The organism is Streptomyces sp. AHU1 (assembly GCF_045343905.1).
GTDB lineage: Bacteria > Actinomycetota > Actinomycetes > Streptomycetales > Streptomycetaceae > Streptomyces > Streptomyces triticiradicis.
The window spans coordinates 169782-189517 of sequence record NZ_CP174283.1; the positions used below are offsets into that span (position 1 = coordinate 169782).

Annotated in this window: 19 protein-coding genes and 2 pseudogenes; 10 read left to right on the forward strand and 11 right to left on the reverse strand. The window is 69.1% G+C overall.

Annotation, left to right across the window (positions count from 1 at the left end):
• The first annotated feature begins 267 nt into the window (after nucleotides 1–267).
• From ACICHK_RS00855 to ACICHK_RS00875, 5 genes and pseudogenes are all read left to right on the forward strand, one after another.
• A complete protein-coding gene (locus tag ACICHK_RS00855; protein WP_406835012.1) occupies nucleotides 268–708 on the forward strand; it encodes a DUF4145 domain-containing protein in 441 nt (146 codons plus the stop codon).
• A 329-nt stretch (nucleotides 709–1037) separates the two neighbouring features.
• Nucleotides 1038–1588, forward strand: a pseudogene (gene tpg / locus ACICHK_RS00860) (telomere-protecting terminal protein Tpg).
• A 14-nt stretch (nucleotides 1589–1602) separates the two neighbouring features.
• On the forward strand, nucleotides 1603–1971 hold the full coding sequence (locus ACICHK_RS00865) for a hypothetical protein (RefSeq protein WP_406835014.1): 369 nt from the start codon (nucleotides 1603–1605) through the stop codon (nucleotides 1969–1971).
• A gap of 77 nt (nucleotides 1972–2048) precedes the next feature.
• Nucleotides 2049–2354 (forward strand): DUF6247 family protein, encoded by a 306-nt coding sequence (locus ACICHK_RS00870; RefSeq protein ID WP_406835015.1) that lies wholly within the window; start codon nucleotides 2049–2051, stop codon nucleotides 2352–2354.
• Nucleotides 2351–2602 (forward strand): hypothetical protein, encoded by a 252-nt coding sequence (locus ACICHK_RS00875; protein ID WP_406835017.1) that lies wholly within the window; start codon nucleotides 2351–2353, stop codon nucleotides 2600–2602. The genes ACICHK_RS00870 and ACICHK_RS00875 overlap by 4 nt, the downstream gene beginning before the upstream one ends.
• Nucleotides 2603–2863: 261 nt before the next feature.
• Here ACICHK_RS00875 and ACICHK_RS00880 read toward each other — a convergent pair whose 3' ends face one another.
• Nucleotides 2864–3046, reverse strand: coding sequence for a hypothetical protein (locus ACICHK_RS00880; protein ID WP_406835018.1), 183 nt, complete (start codon nucleotides 3044–3046; stop codon nucleotides 2864–2866).
• 225 nt (nucleotides 3047–3271) lie between these two features.
• On the opposite strand from ACICHK_RS00880, the pseudogene ACICHK_RS00885 reads away from it, so the two are divergent.
• Nucleotides 3272–4269, forward strand: a pseudogene (locus ACICHK_RS00885) (IS5 family transposase).
• Nucleotides 4270–4715: 446 nt separating this feature from the next.
• A complete protein-coding gene (locus tag ACICHK_RS00890; protein WP_406835019.1) occupies nucleotides 4716–7667 on the forward strand; it encodes a tetratricopeptide repeat protein in 2952 nt (983 codons plus the stop codon).
• Nucleotides 7668–7811: 144 nt separating this feature from the next.
• On the opposite strand, the gene ACICHK_RS00895 is transcribed toward ACICHK_RS00890, so the two are convergent.
• A complete protein-coding gene (locus ACICHK_RS00895; protein ID WP_406835021.1) occupies nucleotides 7812–8732 on the reverse strand; it encodes a LysR family transcriptional regulator in 921 nt (306 codons plus the stop codon).
• A 100-nt stretch (nucleotides 8733–8832) separates the two neighbouring features.
• On the opposite strand from ACICHK_RS00895, the gene ACICHK_RS00900 reads away from it, so the two are divergent.
• Nucleotides 8833–9855, forward strand: coding sequence for a zinc-binding dehydrogenase (locus ACICHK_RS00900; protein WP_406835022.1), 1023 nt, complete (start codon nucleotides 8833–8835; stop codon nucleotides 9853–9855).
• Here ACICHK_RS00900 and ACICHK_RS00905 read toward each other — a convergent pair.
• The gene (locus tag ACICHK_RS00905; RefSeq protein WP_406835024.1) at nucleotides 9815–10462 is read right to left on the reverse strand and encodes a hypothetical protein; all 648 of its coding nucleotides are present in this window, start codon (nucleotides 10460–10462) and stop codon (nucleotides 9815–9817) included. The two genes, ACICHK_RS00900 and ACICHK_RS00905, sit on opposite strands and share 41 nt — an antisense overlap.
• 393 nt (nucleotides 10463–10855) lie before the next feature.
• Between ACICHK_RS00905 and ACICHK_RS00910 the strand changes: the two genes are divergently transcribed.
• Nucleotides 10856–12076 (forward strand): RNA-guided endonuclease InsQ/TnpB family protein, encoded by a 1221-nt coding sequence (locus ACICHK_RS00910; protein ID WP_406835026.1) that lies wholly within the window; start codon nucleotides 10856–10858, stop codon nucleotides 12074–12076.
• A 35-nt stretch (nucleotides 12077–12111) separates the two neighbouring features.
• Here ACICHK_RS00910 and ACICHK_RS00915 read toward each other — a convergent pair whose 3' ends face one another.
• The 3 genes from ACICHK_RS00915 to ACICHK_RS00925 form a co-directional block, all read right to left on the reverse strand.
• The gene (locus ACICHK_RS00915; protein WP_406835027.1) at nucleotides 12112–12561 is read right to left on the reverse strand and encodes a DoxX family protein; all 450 of its coding nucleotides are present in this window, start codon (nucleotides 12559–12561) and stop codon (nucleotides 12112–12114) included.
• A 305-nt stretch (nucleotides 12562–12866) separates the two neighbouring features.
• Complete coding sequence (locus tag ACICHK_RS00920) at nucleotides 12867–13286, reverse strand: SRPBCC family protein (protein WP_406835029.1); 420 nt, start codon at nucleotides 13284–13286, stop codon at nucleotides 12867–12869.
• Nucleotides 13287–13333: 47 nt separating this feature from the next.
• Entirely contained in the window at nucleotides 13334–14344 is a 1011-nt protein-coding gene (locus ACICHK_RS00925) for an aldo/keto reductase (protein ID WP_406835030.1), read from the reverse strand.
• Nucleotides 14345–14738: 394 nt separating this feature from the next.
• Between ACICHK_RS00925 and ACICHK_RS00930 the strand changes: the two genes are divergently transcribed.
• Nucleotides 14739–15983 carry an RNA-guided endonuclease InsQ/TnpB family protein gene (locus ACICHK_RS00930; protein ID WP_406835031.1) on the forward strand — a complete coding sequence of 415 codons (1245 nt, stop codon included), beginning with the start codon at nucleotides 14739–14741 and terminating at the stop codon, nucleotides 15981–15983.
• 236 nt (nucleotides 15984–16219) lie between these two features.
• On the opposite strand, the gene ACICHK_RS00935 is transcribed toward ACICHK_RS00930, so the two are convergent.
• The 5 genes from ACICHK_RS00935 to ACICHK_RS00955 all read right to left on the reverse strand — a co-directional run bounded on the left by ACICHK_RS00935 (nucleotide 16220) and on the right by ACICHK_RS00955 (nucleotide 19624).
• On the reverse strand, nucleotides 16220–16645 hold the full coding sequence (locus tag ACICHK_RS00935) for an LLM class flavin-dependent oxidoreductase (RefSeq protein WP_406835033.1): 426 nt from the start codon (nucleotides 16643–16645) through the stop codon (nucleotides 16220–16222).
• A 120-nt stretch (nucleotides 16646–16765) separates the two neighbouring features.
• Nucleotides 16766–17596: an aldo/keto reductase gene (locus ACICHK_RS00940; RefSeq protein ID WP_406835034.1), complete on the reverse strand. Its 831-nt coding sequence runs from the start codon at nucleotides 17594–17596 to the stop codon at nucleotides 16766–16768.
• Between the two features lie 17 nt (nucleotides 17597–17613).
• Entirely contained in the window at nucleotides 17614–17961 is a 348-nt protein-coding gene (locus ACICHK_RS00945) for a nuclear transport factor 2 family protein (RefSeq protein WP_406835035.1), read from the reverse strand.
• Nucleotides 17958–18383 carry a heme-binding protein gene (locus tag ACICHK_RS00950; RefSeq protein ID WP_151467556.1) on the reverse strand — a complete coding sequence of 142 codons (426 nt, stop codon included), beginning with the start codon at nucleotides 18381–18383 and terminating at the stop codon, nucleotides 17958–17960. The genes ACICHK_RS00945 and ACICHK_RS00950 overlap by 4 nt, the downstream gene beginning before the upstream one ends.
• A 44-nt stretch (nucleotides 18384–18427) precedes the next feature.
• Nucleotides 18428–19624 carry an MFS transporter gene (locus tag ACICHK_RS00955; RefSeq protein ID WP_151467558.1) on the reverse strand — a complete coding sequence of 399 codons (1197 nt, stop codon included), beginning with the start codon at nucleotides 19622–19624 and terminating at the stop codon, nucleotides 18428–18430.
• Nucleotides 19625–19736 lie beyond the last annotated feature (112 nt).

Below are 19736 nucleotides of genomic sequence, written 5' to 3' on the forward strand. Positions count from 1 at the left end.
GATGGAAAGAGCTCAATACCGACGGCGACGTGCGGATGGTGTGGCGCGTACGTAGCCATGATTGCGGTTGACCTCGCTGTGAGTGCCACCGGCAGCAGAACTTTCCTCAGCACCGCGCCCCCGGCTCGACGCCCCCGGATCGGGACGCTCAGCTGGCGCATGTATGCCTGCCCGTCCTGCCAATCAGCAAGCCTTGCGTTGATGGCGGTGGAAAATGGATAGAACGGAGAGGAAGAAGTCCGGCGGTGGGCACCCGACAAACCACCGGTGAAGGCGTACCCCGACAGCGTGCCTATGACTATTGTCGCAGCCGCTGCTGAGGCCCACAGCTCACTTCGGGTGGGCAACATCCAGGCCGCTGTCCTTATGGCCAGGACGAACGTGGAGGCGACGGCCAAGGCGAAGGGGATTACGGCAGGCAACCTCGTCGCGAAGATCGATACTCTCTACGCTCAGCACCTGATTTACGAGCACATCCAGGATGCCGCACACGAAGTTCGGTTCGCAGGCAACGACGCAGCCCACGGCGACCTTGTCGACGATCCGATCAGCGCTGAAGAAGCGGAGTCGATTGTCGAACCGATGGACATGCTGATCGAAGGAGTTTTCATCGCTCCAACGAAGACAGCAACCCAGGCCGCCGCCCAGCTGGCCCGAAAGAACACCGGCACAGCAAGCGTCAACGGCACTACAGCGGACAGTTCCTAAGCGACCCGGTAGCCAATCAGTGTGTCCATCGTCCGTCGGATCCGGTTCGCCGAACGGGGACAGCACCGCTGCGGCCTTTGCCCAGGCCACGCCCAGCGCAGCGAGGCGGCCTGCTGCTCCGCGCTGAGCTTGTCGCGCCGGGTTTTGGTGTTGGAGACCCATACGCCGAGCTTCACGGCCAGCGGTTCCGCCTCGGGCCCAAGCCGGGCCTGGCGAAGCTGGAGTGCGTCCAGTCGATGCTGTGGGCGGTGGAGCTGATGGAGAAGGGCCTGAACCCGACCCGCCACATCAAGAGCGGCGACGCCGTCCTGAACGGCGGGGAGTAGATGGTGGAGGAGATCGACGACGCGATCGAGCAGGCCAACCGCGAGACGTTCACCAAGGATCCGCCCAAGACGTTGAAGGACCAGATCGAGTTCCAGCTCAAGCAGTTCGGCAACGCGAAGGCGGTCGCGGCACAGCTCGGGATCACCGCCGACTCCGTGAACAGGTACTGGCGCGGCGCCCGCAAGCACGCCCGCGCTGACGTCGCCGCGAAGATTGACGACGCGGTACGGCAGCGGTGACAACCGCTGGTGCGCAAGCGCCGGCAGAAGAAGGCGGCCACCACGGGCAGGATCACGGTAGAGACGAGGGCCCAGTTCGGCTACACCGCGCCGGTCGGCACGACAGATGGTTCCGACGACTACCCGTGCACCTTCCCCCGAAGCACGCATAGCGCCTCTTCGACGCCCGCGACGCGGGGGCCAGCGACCAGCAGATGCGCCAAATCGTCGCTGAAAGATTTAAGGAAGTAAATTTCCAGGACAGCGGCGGGCGCGCTATGGGGCTGCAGGACGTGGAAAACAACGACATCGACTACCTCGATCTGGATTACTGACTAGGAGCGAAAGCATGACCGCTGAATTTCCGCTGCCCGAGCCGGTGCTCACCGATGCCATCGCCGCGGAGATCCTCAACCACCCCGGCTTCGTCACCGCCGATGCGGACTCGCCGCGCAAGGACACCATCAAGTCCCGCAACCAGGTGCACCACCACCTGGTCCCGGACGCCGACCGCAGCAACACCCTCACCCCGAAAGACCTGTCCACCCCGGCCGTCGACGTAGCCCTCGCCGCCGACAAGCTGCTCGCCAGCGACCCAAGCGACTCAGAGCGCGCCATGGCCGAACTCCTCAACTACGTGGCCGCCACCTGGGACAAACAGGACCTGCCCCTGCGCGAGCGCGTCCAGGCCGTCGCCCGCACCCTGCGCACCCAGTAGGAGGGGATCCGTCCATGCCTGCACCCACGGCCACCCGGCGCGCGTACCGTAAAAGGAGGAACCGCGGGGAGGACCAGATGAGCGCGCAGCTCGACCACGCCCCCGTCACGCCGTACACCCCCGCGCCCGGGGCACCGGCCGAACTCCTCGCCCAGCTGCGTGCCGACAAGCGCGCCGACACCTGGGTGCCGGCCTTCGAGCGGGAGTGGGCGGCCGCCCTCGAGAAATCGCAGCGCACGTTCTCCCTCGCCGGGCTGTACGAGGTCGTCCAGGACTGGCAGGGCCGTCTCGCCTCCGCCCCGGCTGTCGACGCGTTCGTCGCCTCCGGCTACGACGACAGCAAGTTCATCGATATGGCGGAGTTCCGCGAGCGGCGCCGGTGACCGAGCAGCCGTACGCGGTTTACTTCTCCGCCCCGGCCGCGAAGGTCCTCGACACCCTGCCCGAGCAGGTCGAAGACATGGTGTGGGACGTCCTGGACGCCACCGCAGCCGATCCGTGGGGCTTTGAGCAGTGGAACACGGAGGACCCCGAGGGCGAGAACGTCCGACACGCCTCCGTCGGCCAGTTCTCCCTCACCTACTGGGTGAACCGGCGCCTGTCCGTCCTCACCATCACCTGGCTCAGATAGCCGCCCGTGCAGGCGCCCCGACTCCGGCATCACAACTGCCGGGGTCAGCTTTTCCGATCGTAACCATGGCCGTACCCACCGGTTGCCACCCGGGCTCGGGCAGCAACCGGTAGTCACCAGTTGCCGCGGAGCCGTTCGGCACCGAGCTGAGCCCCGCGCCGGCACTCCGGCAGGCCCTCCACCCGGTGCGGCCTTATCGCCTTTCACCCAGTAGAACCCGCACAGCGCCGTGTTCGAGTAGAGATCCACCTGATCATCCTCTCAGGCGTGCGCGCCGTGGCCCGGCACCATCCAGGTGAACGTCGCCTCCCCGTCGTACACCGGTTCGTTCTTGGTGCAGCGCATCCGCAGATCAGCCCCCATACAGTGCTTTCCGTACCGGATCTGCGAGCTGGCATCATCCGCGTCCGCGAGGCGCTCGCAGGACAGGTCGTAGCCCCTCATGTGTTCCCACGAGCACGGCTTCTGCTCGCACATCAGTGAGCGGAACATCAACAGCAGCCGCGCCAGGTCGTGCTGATCGACCCGGCCCGTCTGCGTCTTTATCCAACGCCATCGCCGCGTCCCTCTCCGCCCACCACTCATAGACCACCTAGGGCGTGTATCGAGTTGTGATCAATCTGCGGGGTTCGCTCTCGCGGCGGGGTCTGGTCCGGTAGACCTTCTTGTGTGACGCGAGGGCAACTGACGGACGCAGAGTGGGAGTTCATCGGGCCGTACCTGCCGATCGGCGAGTACGGCCCGTACCCCGAGCGGCTGCGGCAGCAGTTCGAGGGTGTGATCTGGCGGTTTCGGACCAGCGGGCAGTGGCGGGAGATGCCACAGGAGTTCGGCGCCTGGTCGACCGTGCACAACCGCTTCCGGCAGTGGCGTGACGCCGGCGTCTTCGAGGCCCTGCTGGAGGGCCTGATCGCGGAAGCGGCGAAGCGGGGCGAGGTGGACCTGTCCCTGGTCAGTATCGACTCCACCACCGTGCGGGGACACCACGATGCCGCCGGGATGCACCTGGGCGAGGACGTCGTCACCGCCCTGGAGAAGGCGGCTGCCGAGGAGGAGAAGGCCAGGTCAAAGGGGGCAGCCTCGAAGAACAAAGCGGGCAGGACGCCGATCCCGAAAGGCAGGAGCGGCGACGCGTCCGGCGTCGGCGAAGAGTCCGCCTGAAGGCCGCTCTCCTGGGACGTTCCAGGGGCGGGCAGACCAGCAAGGTCCATCTGGCCGCCGACCGCAAGTGCCGCCCGCTGGCGTTCGTGCTGACCGCGGGCCAGGCTGCGGACAGTCCACAGTTCATCCCGGTGCTCAGGAAGTTACGGGTCCGCGGCCCCGCCGGCCGCCCCCGCACCCGGCCGGACGCGGTTGCCGGGGACAAGGCCTATTCGTCCCGCGGCAACCGGGCCCACCTGCGCAAGCGCGGCATCAAGGCAGTGATCCCGGAGAAGAGGGACCAGGCCTCCAACCGGAAGAAGAAGGGGTCCAGGGGCGGTCGGCCCGTCAGCCACGACGCCGCCCTCTACAAGGAGAGGAACACCGTCGAGCGCCTGATCAACAAGCTCAAGGCCTGGCGAGGCATCGCCACCCGATACGACAAGACCCCGGACAGCTACCTGGCCGGCCTCCACCTCCGAGCCTCGATGATCTGGATCAAAGACCTCACCCGAACCACCAATTGATCACGACTCGATACGCGCCCTAGTGCCCGAGTTGGGTGACACCTCGAGCTACCAAGAGGCCCTGTTCCCATGCCCGCGGCCAGCAGCGATCACCGATCGAGACTCCCGTGCGACGAACACCTCTCAAGGCCGGAAAGACAACAGCTACTTATTGGCAAGGTGACAGTTGCGCCCTATTAACCGGACCCGGGAATCGACCCCGCTGCGCGAAACCCCGCCGATCGCCACACCTCCAGGCCATGGCCCCTGATACACGCTTCCGGCTGATGAAGGCGTGTCGGCTGCGTCCGAGGAAGTGGTGTACGGATTCGACCTTACTCAGGGATTCGCTCCGGCATCGAGATGGTGGCGCTGGAGATGTGACGATGGTCCGGGCATCGAGTCAGCGGTCGTGCTGTGATCGCGTCCGGTGGCTCATAGGACCGGGGAAGTGCTTTGGGGGCCTGATGAGTGATGTATTCGTGGGGCGTGCCGACGAGCAGAGGCGGTTGCGACAGCTGTTGGGTCAGTTGGACGGGCCGGGCCCCGACGAGGGTCATGTGGTGCTGGTCCGCGGTCAGGGCGGGGTGGGCAAGAGCACGCTGCTTGCCCGGATGCGGGAGATCGTGGCGGAGGAGCGTCCGAGGCGTGGTTGGCGGCGTGGTCGGTTAACAACGGTGTTCTTGGACTGGGGCGAGGATCCGTTGCGTTCGGTGGCTGCCACGTCGGCCGATGGGCTGGAAGTGTGGCGGTTGCTGGCCGCAGTGGAGGCGGCGCTTGGGGAAGTGTGCGGGACGACGGCGGAACGGGCTTTCGACGATTTTCGCCGGCAGGCGTCGCAGCTGCCCGAGTTGGTGGAACGGGCTAAGAAGCTGACGGTGTTGGACGAGCAGGGCGGTGTCCGGCCGGTGCTCGACGCGAAGGATGCGCAGGCGTTGGTTGCGGATCTGGGGGCTCTGGGACTGACCGGGGTCGGTGTCCCGGTCGGGCAGAAGTCCGTGGCGAAGGTGGTGGCGGGGGCGTTCGCGGCTGGGTCGGTGGCGCGTCGACTGCGGCACGGGAGCGTGGATGCCCAGTTGTTCCGGCAGTTGGTGGATGCCAAGTCGGAGTTGGTGCTGGCCTTCGGGAGGGGCGTGCGGGCGCTGGCCGGGCGGTGGCCGGTTGTGGTCGTCATGGACACCTGTGAGCTGCTGGGTCCCACGCTGCTGGAGTTGCGTCAGATTGTGGCCCGCAGCGGTGCGCGCAGCGTGTGGGTGCTGGGGACGCGTCTGGAGGACGGACAGCAGCGAGCCGAGGACAGCGTGGCGGAGCGGTTGCTGCGAGGCATTCCCGACACCCGGCTGCACGACATGCCCTTGCTGGTGTTCGACGACGGCAGTGCCGCCGCCTATCTGTCCGCACGTCGGCCCGAGCTGTCTTCCCAGGAGATCGATCGGGCGGTCGGCTTCAGCCGGGGGCTGCCTTTGGCACTGGCTCTGGTGGTGCAAGCGCTGGAGGACGGCATGGAGATCGAGGAGGTCTGTGAGCGGCCGAGCGATGATCACGGTCTTCCTTCCGATATCGTGCAGAAGCTGGCATTGCGCTACCTCACCCACACCGCCAGTGTTCCCGCGCTGGCCGGTGACCGTGCCAGGCTGAGTGCTCTGGCTCTGGCCCGGCACAGCGACCCCGATGTGCTCGCCGTCTTGTGGGACGTGCCGGTCGGTGACGTCCGTGCGGTGACGGATCGGCTGACTGCCCGCCACGACTTCATGAGCAGTCACCACCGTGTGCTGCACGACGATGTCCGGGGCGCCATCCTCAACCTGTTGCTCCGCGAGGATGAACGTGCAGCCGTCCGGGAGGCCAATCAGCGGGCCGCCGACTTCCTGCGTGGACGCGCAGCTCGTGCGGGACACCGGTCCGTCGATGAACAGCTCACCGACGAACAGTGGCGGCGGGACATCTCCGCGCTGGTCTGGCACGCCCTGTGGGCCGACCCCCGCGCCGGAACGGCTCTGCTGTTACAGCTGCTGCCCTGGGCCGAACCCGTCCCCGACCTGCGCGACCAGCTCATCCAGCACGCCCAGTTCTTCGCACCGACCTGTCTCCCGGACGACCGCACCACCCTCACCGCGCTACAGGCCTTCAGTGACATCTACTGGTGGCGTGTGTCGGATGTGGGAGAGCGCGAACACTGTGAGGCCCGCCAGCGTGTGCTGACCGCCTGCACGACTGTTCCTGCGGATATCGCCGCACAGCCCCCGGTCGACCTCTACCGCAGTCTGTGGGCGGCAGCCACCGCGCCGGCAGGCGGGCTGCCACTGGCCGCCGCTGTGGCCTTTCTGCAGACGGCCTCACACCACACTCTGGCTCCAGACACGGCCACCGCTCGCCGCATCGCCAGCCTGGCCTCCGACCTGACCCGCGGGTGGCGCGCCATGCGCGGCATGAGCAGCACGGAGCAACAGGACGAACTCCGTCTCCACCAGATCATCGTCCGCCACGACCCCACCAACAGCAGCGCCCACAACAACCTCGGCAACTGCTTCGCCGGAGCCGGTCGGTGGGCCGAAGCCGAAGAAGCCTTCCGCCAAGCCCTCCGCCACGACCCCACCAACAGCAGCGCCCACAACAACCTCGGTAACTGCCTTTTCGAGACTGGCCGGCTGACCGAAGCAGAAGACGCCTACCGCCAAGCGCTCCGCCACGACCCCACCAACAGCAGCGCCCACAACGGCCTGGGTTTCTGCCACGCCAAGGCAGGCCGGCTGACCGAAGCCGAAGAAGCCTTCCGCCAAGCCCTCCACCACGACCCCACCAACAGCAGCGCCCACGGCAGTCTCGGGTATGTGTCGTGGCTGCAACTGGACGTAGCAGCTGCGGAAGCTTCGTACCGGTCGGCGCTGCGTACAGATCCAACGCATTCGAACGCAGGCTTCCGTCTGGGTCTGCTTCTGCTTGACGCGGGGCGGACAGACGAGGCACGTACAGTCCTGGAAAGCGCACGCCCGGGCGAGGTACCCAGAGAGCTGCTCTTGGCCGCCGCCGTGCACCCTGTGGAACCGGCTCGCGTTTCCTCCTGTCTGCAGGCTGCACTCGCGGCATGCGAGCGCGGCCCCGGCAGCGTCAGCACGATGCGGATCGTCACCCCGTTCATGCACGCCGAGGAGAAGGCACTGACCCTGGCTGCGGCAGGGCGGGGCGCGCAGGGCGCTATGGGCCTGAGATCGGCATCGGAAGCACGCTTGGCTGGTGAGGTGTTCGAAAGGCCCTGGTACGACCAGCTCACTGCTGTGACTGATGCTGTCCAGCTGGAACCGGTCCTGCAGGTATGGCGGGAGATCATCGCATCCGACCCGCATGCTTGCGGCCCCTGGGGACCCCCGTCATCCCCTGACACGGGCTCGCAACCCGGCGAGCAGTCATTCCAGAGGTGACCAGGCTCTGTCGCGCTATCAGCCTTGGTTGAAGCCGTGTCCTGGCAATCAGCCCGTTCTCTTCGCCCCCAGCGTCTCCTCCAGACCGAGGCCATAGCTTCCCCGCTCCACTTCAGCGTCGCGCCACCCACCGTTGCCCACCCGCTAGCCCAGCTGAAGCAAAAGAGGATTCAAAGCCTCGGGGACCGTCGCCCGCAGTTCCCTCACCAAGGCGCGCACGACCGCTGTCGCGGCCAGTTCGGTGGTGGTGACATAGCCGACCCGGCGCGTCGGGCGGTCGACGCCGAGGTCGGTGATCCCGACCGAGTCCGCCGCCCCGGCCAGGGAGAGCGCCGGCATGATCGCCATTCCGTGACCCGCGCTCACCAAGGAGAGCACCGCTCCGTCGTCCTCGGCCTCGACGGTCGCCTTCGGGATCCAGTCCTGTGCCGCCCACCAGTCGCGGGTGTACGAGCCGCAGTTCTCGGCCCAGTCGACCAGCGGCAGCGAGCGCGGAGCGGTGTGACCCGCCGGATGCACCAGGGAGTACGGCTCTTCGAGGAGTCCGCCCGTCACCAGACCCGGCGGCAGCGGCGCGGAACCGCCCAGCGTGGCGATGGCCATGTCGGCCTTCCCGTCGGCCACTTCGCCCGCCGTGCCGCATCCCACCTCTCGTACGATCCGCACCCGGGGCTCGATCCCGGGATGCCGGGCGCGCAGCCGCTCGAGGACGGGCGGCAGCAGGTGCAGTGCCGCGCTGCGGAAGGCCGCGATCCGCAGCGGCCCCTGCGCCGCGCCGGACCGGGCCGCGCCACGTGCCTCGACGGTCAGGACGTCCAGCAGGCGCAGGACGCGGCGGGCGTGCGCCACGGCCTTGTCTCCGGCGAGCGTGGGGCGGGCGCCGGTGCGGCCGCGGTCGAAGAGCACGGCCCCGATCTTGCGTTCGCTGCCCCGTACCGAGTGGGAGACCGCGGACTGGGTCAGGCCGAGTGCCTCGGCCGCGGCCGAGAAGGCGCCGGCGTCCGCGACCGCCACCAGGACGCGCAGTTCCTGCGGGGCGAGGTCGGAGTCGGTCGTGCGGGCCACGGGGCGCTCACCTCACGGTATGAGAACTGCTCATGGAACGGTGTGTCGCATGAGCCCAACCGGCTGACCGGACGACGCATTCCCGCTCTACGGTCCGGACATGACCGAGACCGCGCTCACCGTGCACCAGACCGCCCGCCCCCACGGCTTCCCCACCGCCGACCACTTCGCCTTCACCAAGTCCCCACTGCCCGAACCCCCGGCCGGTAGCGCGCTCGTGGAGAACCTCTACTGGTCCGTGGACCCGTACCACCGCGAGATGATGGACGACCTGCCCGGCGGCTTCGCGCTCCGCGCTCCGCTGGAGGGCCGCACCCTCGGACGGGTCATCGCCTCACGCACGCCCCGGCTGGCCGAGGGCGAGATCGTGTTCCACCGCAAGGGCTGGCGCACGCACGCCACGCTCACGCCCGAGGAGACCCGCCGACTGCCCCGCTTCGACGGGGTGCCGCTGACCGTGTACCTGAGCACCCTCGGCGGCACCGGCCTGACCGCCTACGTGGGCCTCACCCGCATCGCCCGGCTCCAGGAGGGCGAGGACCTGTTCGTGTCGGCCGCCGCGGGCGGGGTCGGCACGGCGACCGGGCGGTTCGCCAGACTGCTCGGCGCCGGACGGCTCGTGGGCAGCGCGGGCTCGGCGGCGAAGGCCGCCCACCTCACGCGGGAGGTGGGCTACGACGCCGCCTTCGACTACCACGACGGGCCCGCCGCCGACCTGCTCGGCAAGGCCGCGCCGGACGGCATCGACGTGTTCGTCGACAACGTCGGCGGCGAGCAGCTGGCCGCGGCGGTGGGGGCGCTGCGTGAGTTCGGGCGTGGCGTCCGCGTCGGCACCATCAGCCAGTACAACATCCCCGGCGCGTCGTCGCCGCCCTTCGACTACGCGGACATCGTGGAGAAGAGCCTGCGCATGGAGGGCTTCCTGGTCCGCAACCACCTTGATCTGCAGGAGGAGTTGTACGAGTTCGCGGTGCCGCATCTGCAGAGCGACCGACTGGCCCTGGACGAGACGGTGGTCGACGGTTTCGAGCACATCGTGGAGGCGTTCCTGGGAATGCTGCGCGGCGAGAACACCGGCAAGATCATCGTGCGGGACCGCACGCAGACCCCGTCCGTCGATTGACCCCCGAGCTGGCTCGTAGGAGGCGGGATGCCAGCGGGCACCGATCGTCGTTCAGGGCCGCCGGCGCGGGGGCTCGTCGTCGGGGGTCCGGGCCGGCGAAGCGGAAGGGAACCGAGAGGTGGGCGGCGAGGGCGCGGCCGGCCCGTTCGGCGGCTACAGCCGCGGGACGACGCGGGTGGTGGTCGTCGTCCTCGCCGAGGTACCGCTTGGCCGTTGACCAGTGGACGGTGGCCATATGGACCTCTCCCACGGGGCCGGCGGAGATGGCCAGCACCCTCACGAACCAGTCGTGGACGATGTCACCGTTCCAGATCGCCTCGACCGCCACGACGCGGCCACCGCACCCGGCCGCCCGACAGGCCAGCGAATCCAGGTCGAGGAGGCTCTCCGGCCTGCGGGCGACCCGGTCTCCGTAGTGGAGGTAACGGTCGTTGGCGATCAGCTGAACACTGCCGACTCCTATGTCATGGGGAACGAGGCCGATCTCGGTGATGACCTTCACCGCTATGAGGAGGGAGTCCTGAAGGACGTACCCGTCGATCTCGTCTCGGATTCCGGTCAGCAGGCTCTTCCACCACTCGGTCCTGGCCGCCTCGTTCATGCCCATCGAGAGCCCCCCGTCGGCTTGGCGGCCCCAGGAATCGAGGCTTCGCGCCACTTTATGTCGTCGGACCAGCACCGTCCACGACTGCTGTCGCGCAGCGATTCGTCCGGCACATCGCGCTCACCGGATTTCTCCGAGGACGCCTTGGCCTTCAGGCCGAGGAGGAATCGGATTCCTGCAGAGCAGGCCGAGGGGCAGCGGGGGCGATTCGGTGCCTGTTGCAGCGGCGCGGTGTTCGCCCCCGATGCCCCGTGGAGGATCTCGGAGTTGAGCGGTCGTCGGCCGGTCTTGGCGCGGGTTGTGAGTCGAGCATGGGATGCGGTGGGCAGGAGGAGGATGCGGGCTTTTTCATGATTCGTGTCTCCTGGCATGGTGGTGCGGTGGCAGCATGACGCCATGACGACCGTGGATGGTGTGGGGGAGATTGGGCTTGCCCGGTACACCTACCGTCTTCGTGTGTCGTCGACCGCGCTGGCCCGGCTGGATGCGGAGTGGGCGCGTTGTCGGTGGGTGTGGAACGAGTGCGTGGCCGTGTCCCGCAAGATCCACGGCCTGAACCGGGATGCCGTCGAGAAGATGACGTGCGGTCCGGCGCAGCTGGATCGGATGCTGACAAAGGCCCGCAGCGCGATGGCGTGGTTGCGTGAGGGCAGTTCGGTGCCCCAGCAGCAGACGGTCCGGGACTTCGCCAAGGCCCGGGCGAAGGCCCTCGCGGACGTCAAGGCGGGATTGCCGGTGCGGCGGCGGGCCGGGATGCCGCGGATCAAGCGCAAGCGTGAGGCGCCGGTGTCGCTGAACTACACCCGGCGCGGCTTCCGGCTCAAGGACGGCCGCCTGCACCTGGCCGGCGACATCGCCTTGACCGTGGTGTGGTCCCGCGACCTGCCCGCTGCCCCGACCTCGGTGCGCGTGTACCAGGACAGTCTTGGCCACTGGTACGCCTCCTTCGTCGTGGAGACTTGCATCGAGCCATTGCCAGCCACCGAGCGCGTGATCGGCATCGACTGGGGCGTGAAGGAGACCGCCACCACCACCTCCGACGCCCACGACCTGCCCCACCCGCAGCACGGCAGGACCGCCGCGCAGCGCCTGGCCCGCTACCAGCGGATGATGGCCCGCCGCAAGCCGAAGAAGGGACAGGCCGCGTCCAGGGGCTACCGCGAGGCCCAGCAGCAGGCGGCGAAGCTGCACAAGAAGGTGGTCCGGCAGCGGCAGGACACCGCCCGTAAGTGGGCCAAGAAAGTGGTGAGCGACCACGATGCCGTCGCGGTCGAGGACTTCCGGCCGAAGTTCCTGGCGAAGACCACGATGGCTCGCAAGGCCGCCGACGCCGCGATCGGTGCCACGAAGAATGCCCTGATCGAGATGGGCCGCAAGCACGGGCGGGACGTCCGCCTCGTACACCCAGCACACACCACCATGGACTGCGCACGGTGCGGAGCGAGAACCAAGCACGCACTTCCGCTGTCGGAACGTACCTACACCTGCACCGCGTGCGGATTCGTGTCCCCCAGGGACAAGAACTCCGCCCGCGTGATGCTTGTCCGGGCTGGTCTCACCCCGGCTGGTGTCGAGGGCACAAGACCTCCGGGAGCGCTGCTCCCGGAGGCAGCCTGAGCCAGGAATCCCCTCCCTTCAGGGAGAGGAGGATGTCAAAGAGCCTGCTCGGCCACCGGCCGGGCGGTGTCCCGGGTGGCTCCCCCGCGCCCGGCCAGAGCGGACAGGGACAGGGCGCCGGGTCCGAAGAAGACCAGGAGCAGGAATCCCCAGCAGAACAGCGCGGGCGACAGGCCGCCGTTCTGCAAGGGGAAGAGGCCGTTCTTCTGGTGCTCGGTGAAGTAGGCGAAGGCCATGGCCCCCGAGCTGAGGAACGCGGCGCTGCGTGTCGCGGCCCCCAGGAGTACGAGAACGCCGCAGACCAGTTCGATGACCCCGGCGTACCAGAACGGCCAGTCGCCCACGGGGCTGCTCCGCCTCCCCAGTATCCCGAAGATCGTGGCAGCGCCCTCGCTGGCGAAGAGCAGGCCGAGGACGATACGGAACAGGCCGAGGACGAGGGGCTGGTGGCTCGACAGCCGGTCGCTCAGGCGTGCGGCGCTCATGGGTGCGTACTCCTTGGATCGGTCGGGTGCGTACCCGGGTGGTGGCATGTTGGGTCGGGCCTTGTGGTGGAGGCCGTGCCTCTCCCTCTACGTACGCGCAGGATCATCGGTTCAGCGCGACATCCTGGTGTTTGCCACCTCGGCCCGGCAATCCCCGGGACGATCCGTTCTGCCGCGTCCCGCACGGCGGATGGGGATGACGTGCCGTCCGCGACCGGGGAAGGACCGCGGCCCGGGCACGCGGGTCGCGTGTCCGGGCCGTGCGGTTCGGCGGCGCCGCGGTCGCCCGCGGGGTCGGTTCCGGGTCAGGCGGACAGCGCCTGGTGGAGGGCGTCGAGACCGTCGCGGTAGATGCCGGCGAACAGGTTCTCGGCCTCGGCGTCGGTGACGCCGTCGGGGGTGAAGCGGCCGGACCACTGGACCTCGGCGACGTCGTCCCGGCCGGCGACCGGGTGGACGCGGAGGGTGGAGAGGTAACCCGTGACCGGGAACGGAGCCTCGAGGATGGCGTAGCTGTAGTGGCGGCCGGCCTCGTCGAAGGAGACCAGACGCTCGACGATGGCGTCGCCGTCCGGGTTGGTCAGGCGGCGGACCCGGCCGCCTTCGAGCGCGGTGCTCTCGGGGATGTAGGGGAGCCAGTCGGGGAGGGCGTCGAAGCCGCCGATGAGGTCCCAGACCTGCTGGGGGGAGGCGGGGACGACACGGGAGACGGAGGTGGAGGCCATGGTCTTCTTTCCTGGGAAGCGGTGGGGGGAGGGCGGTGGGGGGGAGATCAGGCGTTGTTCGGGAGCGGGGCGGCCGGGCTGACCAGGCCGGCGGCGCGGAGGTCGGTCCAGAACGCGGCCGGGACGGTCTCGTTCAGGGCCGCGGTGTCCTCGGCGATACGGCCGGGGCGGGTGGCACCGGGGATGACGGCGGCGGCCGCGGGGTGGGCGAGGGAGAACTGCAGCGCGGCGGCCTTGATGCTCACGCCGTGCTTCTCCGCCAGGGCCTTCAGCCTGCCGACCCGCTCGACGATCTCGGCCGGGGCCTGCTGGTACTCGAAGTGGGTGCCGCCGGCGAGGATGCCGGAGCTGTAGGGGCCGCCGACGACCATGTCGACGCCCTGCTCCTGGGCCATCGGCAGGAGGCGCTGGAGGGCGTGGTCGTGGTCGAGGAGGGTGTAGCGGCCGGCGAGGAGGAAGCCGTCGGGACGGGGCTCGTCGAGGGCGAGGGTCAGCTCGATGGGCTCGGTGCGGTTGACGCCGAGGCCCCAGGCCTTGATGACGCCCTCCTCGCGCAGGCGGGACAGGACGCGGAAGGCGCCGGTGCGGGCTTCCTCGAACTTCTGGAGCCACAGGTCGCCGTGGAAGTCCTGGGCGATGTCGTGGACCCAGACGATGTCGAGGCGGTCGGTGCCGAGGCGCTTGAGGCTGTCCTCGATGGAGCGCTCGGTGGCCTCGGCGGTCCACTCGTGGACGATCCTGTTCGGGTTGCCGTGCTCGAACAGGCCACCCTTCTCGCCGAGGTCGCGGGTGGCGGTCTCGTGTTCGTCGAGGATGACCCGGCCGACCTTCGTGGACAGGACGTAGGAGTCGCGGGGCTCGGCCGCCAGGACCTCGCCGAGGCGGGTCTCGGCGAGGCCGGCGCCGTAGAAGGGGGCGGTGTCGTAGAAGCGGATGCCGTGGTCCCAGGCCGCTTCGACGGTGGCGCGGGCCTCTTCGTCGGGGATCGCGCGGAACATGTTGCCGAGCGGGGCGGTACCGAAGCCGAGGCGGCCGGGAAGGATCTTCTTGAGCGACATGACAGTGCCTTCATTCGTGTGTGGGGGTGTTCCCGTGCGGGTGGCACGAGAGGCGCAGTTGTTTACAGGAGTGCCTTGCATGCAAAAACAATACTTGCATACGCGGGCTATTGCAAGCGAGGGCTTTCTGGCTGGACCGTCCGCGCCGCCGGCGTGCGGAAATGCGGCAGCACGTCCTCCGCGAGCTCCTGCAGCAACTCGTTCACGGGCCTGTCGTTGGGCCGCAGGTTGAACGACACATGGGCGACTCCGAGTGCGCTCGCCGGGGCTCCTTCGTGGATACTCCCGGCTTCAGCTGGGAGAAGGAAACGAAGCTCCTGCGGAGCAGGGCAGGGAAAGCCGGTTCGCCCCTGGGCGGAACGGTGTTGTCAGTGACGGCCAGTATGTTGGCCACGTGCATCTGAGGTATTCTTTCCGGCTCGAGCCGACGCCGGGTCAGCGCATTGCGCTGGCTCGTACGTTCGGCTGTGCCCGGGTGGTCTACAACGATGCGCTGGCCGCCAGGAAGGCCGCTTATGCGGTGGACAAGTCGCATGTCGCGACGGGTGTTCTGGCGCGACGGGTGATCACGGAGGCGAAGCGGACGCCCGAGCGGGCGTGGCTGGCCGAGGTGTCCGTGGACGCTTTGCAGTCTTCCTTGCGGGATCTTGATGCAGCGTATGCGAACTTTTTCGCGTCGGTGTCGGGAAAGCGGCGTGGTCGCCGTGCGGGCCTGCCCCGGTTCAAGTCGAAGCGGGAGATGCGGCAGTCGGTCCGGTTCTCGAAGAACGGGTTCCGGCTGCGGGACAACGGCCGTTTGAACCTCGCGAAGATCGGTGACGTGCGGGTGCGCTGGTCGCGTCCGCTGCCGTCGGCTCCGTCGTCGGTGACCGTGATCAAGGATCCGTCGGGCCGGTACTTCGCGAGTTTCGTCGTGGAGGTCGAGCCCGAGCCGCTCGCGCCCGTCACGTCCGAGGTCGGCATCGATCTTGGCCTGACCCACTACGCCGTTCTCTCCGACGGCAAGGTGATCGACAATCCGCGCTTCCTGTGCCGCGCCGAGCGGAGGCTGAGGAAGGCGCAGCAGACCTTGAGCCGCAAGGTGAAGGGGTCCGCGAACCGGGCCAAGGCCCGCATCCGCGTCGCCCGTGCTCACGCACGGGTGGCCGACGCGCGCAGAGACTGGTGTCACCAGATTGCTTCGGGGCTGGTCCGTGATAACCAAGCGGTTTACCTCGAAGACCTGGCGGTCTCCGGCCTCGCGCGCACCCGCATGGCCAAGTCCGTCCACGATGCCGCGTGGGGCACGTTCCGCCGCGTGCTGGAGGACAAGGCCGCACGAGCCGGCCGTCACGTCGGTGTCGTCTCCCGCTGGCTGCCGTCGTCGCAGACGTGTTCGGTGTGCTGGGTCGTGGACGGGAAGAAGCCGCTGCACGTACGCGCCTGGCGGTGCAGCGGCTGCGGTACTGAGCATGATCGTGACCTCAATGCGTCGCGTGTGATCCTCGCCGCCGGGCAGGCGGAGAGGCTAAACGCCCCTGGAGGGCCGGTCAGCCCTGGCGCGGAAAACCCGTGTCAGGCACGGCTCGTTGAACGGGGAACCCATCCGAAGCCCCGGCCGGTGACCACCGGCAGGCAGGCGGGAATCCCCGTCCTTTAGGGCGGGGAGGATGTCAAGTGCTCCAGATGGTCGACCAAGGCCCGGTTTCCTGTGCTGAGGCCGAGCCGGATGGGACGCGGTGCGGCGCCCGGGTCCTCGCACAGGTTCAGCACCATCGGCGCGAGGTACGGATTGCCACCGTCCCCGTGAGCCGCCACCATTCCCACGCCTTCACTCTCAACGCGCCCAGGTCACGCGGGGAGTCGAGGGAAGCCTCGGCGTGGTCGGCGATCTACTCAGCGGTCTGCTGCGCGCCTCCGACGACCACGATCCACGGTGGCGGCGGCCTTGGCGACGAGCAGGGGCTCGCGCAGGGGCAGCACCACCGCGGCGGTGCCGAGGACGACGTGGTCGGTGACGGCGGCCAGATGGCCGAGGTGGGTGAAGGTCTCGAAGACCGATCCGGCGTCGCCGAAGTGGGCGGGGTCGTGGAGCGGCACATCGCGCAGCCACAGGGCGGCGAAGCCGAGCCGGTCGGCGAGCCGGGCGAGCCCGGTGTGCTCGGTCAGGTCGGGGCCGCCGAAGGGGCAGCCGGCCGCGCGGTCGGCGTCCTGCCGGGACCGGCCCCGGTCGTTGTCGAGGGGCAGTTCGAGGCCCAGGGTGAGTCGGCCGCCCGCCTCGGCGGGGGTCAGGCGGGCGAGTGCGGGATGGAGGGGCGTCACGGCGGATCCTTCCGGGACGGACGGGTGAAGGGCAGAACGGGCGGGCGGGCGAACGGAAACGGGGCTCCGTTCGAGGGCGTCTGCCCGGAACGGAGCCCCGCGGGGAGGGGACGTGTCGGCTCAGTCGAGTTCGTCGGGGTGCGGACCGGTGCGCAGGCCGCGGTCGAGTGCTGCCACGGCCCGCATCTCCTCGTCCGTGAGGGCGAAGTCGAAGACGTCGAAGTTCTCGCGGATCCGGGCCGGGGTCACCGACTTGGGGATGACGATGTTGCCCAGCTGCAGGTGCCAGCGCAGGACCACCTGGGCGGGGGACTTGCCGTACCGGGCGGCCAGGTCGCCGACGGCCCGGTCGTCGAGGACGGCGCCCTGGGCGAGCGGGCTCCACGCCTCGGTGGCGATCCCGTGCTCGGCGTGGAACGTACGCAGCTCGGCCTGCTGCAGGCCCGGGTGCAGCTCGATCTGGTTGACGGCCGGGACCAGCGCGGAGCCGTCCATCAGCCGCAGCAGGTGGCCGGGCTGGAAGTTGGAGACGCCGGCGGCGCGGACGCGTCCCTCCTCGGCGAGCCGCTCCAGGGCGCGCCAGGAGTCCCGGTACAGGTCGCGGGCGGGCGCCGGCCAGTGGATCAGGTAGAGGTCGACGTGGTCGAGGCCGAGCTTGGCGAGGCTCGCGTCGAAGGCGCGCAGGGTGGCGTCGTACCCCTGGTCGGCGTTCCACAGCTTCGTGGTGACGAACAGCTCCTCGCGGGGCAGCCCGGAGGCGGCCAGCGCGCGGCCGACGCCGGCCTCGTTGCCGTAGATCGCGGCGGTGTCGATGCTGCGGTAGCCGGTCTCCAGCGCGGCGGTGACGGCGGCGGCGGTCGCGTCGTCGGGGACCTGGAAGACGCCGAAGCCGAGCTGGGGGATCTCGACCCCGTTGTTCAGGGTCACGGTGGGGACGGTGGAGGGTGCCATGGTGTGCGGGTGCTCCTTCACGGGGTGCGGGGGGTGAGGGTGTAGCGGACGGTCTGGGCGCTGATGAGGCCGTCGCGGAAGACGAAGGTGTCGACGCCGTCGGTGACCTGGTGGGTGGCGCCGGTGGCGGACCACTGCAGGAACAGGACGTCCCCGGCGAAGCTCGTGGTCAGCCGCCAGTCGGCGTCGGGGAGGTCGGCCAGCAGCCGGCCGATGCCCTCCTGGACGCCCCTGCGTCCGGTCAGGACGCCGTCGGGGGTCACGAAGACCGCGTCCTCGGTGTAGTTGCGGCTGATCAGGTCGAGGTCGCCGGTGCCGAGGCGGGTTCCGTGGTCGGCGAAGACCTCCTGCGGGGTGCGGGTCATCGGGACAGCTCCTCGAGTGCGGTGGTGGCGAAGGCGTGGTCCTGCTCGGGTGCGCCGCCGCCCACGCCGATGGCTCCGACGAGCCGGCCGTCGCGGTGGACGGGGATGCCGCCGGCGATGAACAGCAGCGGCCGGTCGAGCGCGGTCGGCAGTGAGTGGAAGGGACCGTCGGGCTTGACCAGGTCGACCAGGTCGGCGGTCGGGGCGCTCAGCTGCAGCGCCGTGTACGCCTTGCGGGTGCTGGTCTCGCCGGAGATCAGGACCGCCCGGTCGTCGCGGCGGAAGGCGAGCGGGTGACCGCCTGCGTCCAGGACGGTGACGCTGACGGCGACCCCGGCGGCCTCGGCGGCGCGGCGGGCGGCGTCGACCAGGATCTCGGCGTCGGCGGTCGTCAGCGGGGTGACGGCGGTGGTGGTGCTCATGGCGCTTCTCCTTGGGTGATGTACGGCGTCGGAGGGGAGGAAAGTCAGTGGTGTACGGGGGTGAGGGCACCGGCGTCGGCGGCCGGCTCGGTCGCGGGGGCGCGGCGCTCCAGGGCCGCGGACCAGAAGGCCAGGCCCAGCGCGGCGGCGGCGAGGGCGGCGCCGACCCAGTTCGGGGACGTGTAGCCGAAGCCCCCGGCGATCACGAGGCCGCCGAGCCAGGCGGCCAGCGCGTTGCCCAGGTTGAAGGCGCCGATGTTGACGGCGGAGGCCAGCGTCGGCGCGCCGTGCGCCTGGTCGAGCACCCGCTTCTGCAGCGGCGGCACGGTGGCGAAGCCGAGCGCCCCGACGAGCAGGACGGCGATCGCGGCGAGGACCTTGTCGTGCGCGAACAGCGTGAACAGCGCGAGCACGACCGCGAGCCCGCCGAGCGTGACGTACAGCAGGGGCATCAGGGCCCGGTCGGCGAACCGGCCGCCCAGCAGGTTGCCGAGGAACATGCCGATGCCGAAGAGGACCAGGAGCCAGGTGACGGCGCCGTCGGAGTAACCGGCGACATGGGTCATCATCGGCGCGATGTAGGTGATCGCGGCGAAGACACCGCCGAAGCCGAGCACGGTCATCGCCATGGCGAGCAGTACCTGCGGGTTGCGGAAGGCGGTCAGTTCCCGGCGCAGGTGGGCGCCCTGCGGGCGCGGCATCGCGGGCACGAGCTTGAGGATGCCGAGCAGTCCGATCACGCCGAGCGCGGCGACGATCGCGAAGGTGGTGCGCCAGCCGACCGCCTGCCCGATGAAGGTGCCGAGCGGCACGCCCACGATGTTGGCGACGGTCAGGCCGGTGAACATGGTGGCGATGGCGCCGGCCTTCTTGTCCGCGGCGACGAGGTCGGCGGCGACGACGGACCCGAGGCCGAAGAACGAGCCGTGGGCGAGCGAGGTGATCACGCGGCCGGTCAGCATCATCCCGAAGCTGGGGGCGAGCGCGGACAGCAGGTTGCCGAGCACGAACAGGCCCATCAGCAGCATGAGCATCCGTTTGCGGCTCACCTTGTTGCCGAGCACCGTCAGCAGGGGGGCGCCGAGAACGACACCGAGCGCGTAACCGGTGACCAGCAGGCCCGCGGTGGGGATGGAGACGCCGTAGTCGGCGGCGATCTCGGGCAGCAGCCCCATGATCACGAATTCGGTGGTGCCGATTCCGAAGGCACCGATGGCCAGGGCGAGGAGTGCGAGAGGCATGGGTCGACCTTCACGATTGCTTGAGTGAGCTCCTTAGAGGCTTAGACAATAATTGCATACGCGCTATAAAGGCAAACGCCGCCAACCCTCGTCCGGCACGACCGCGGCGACG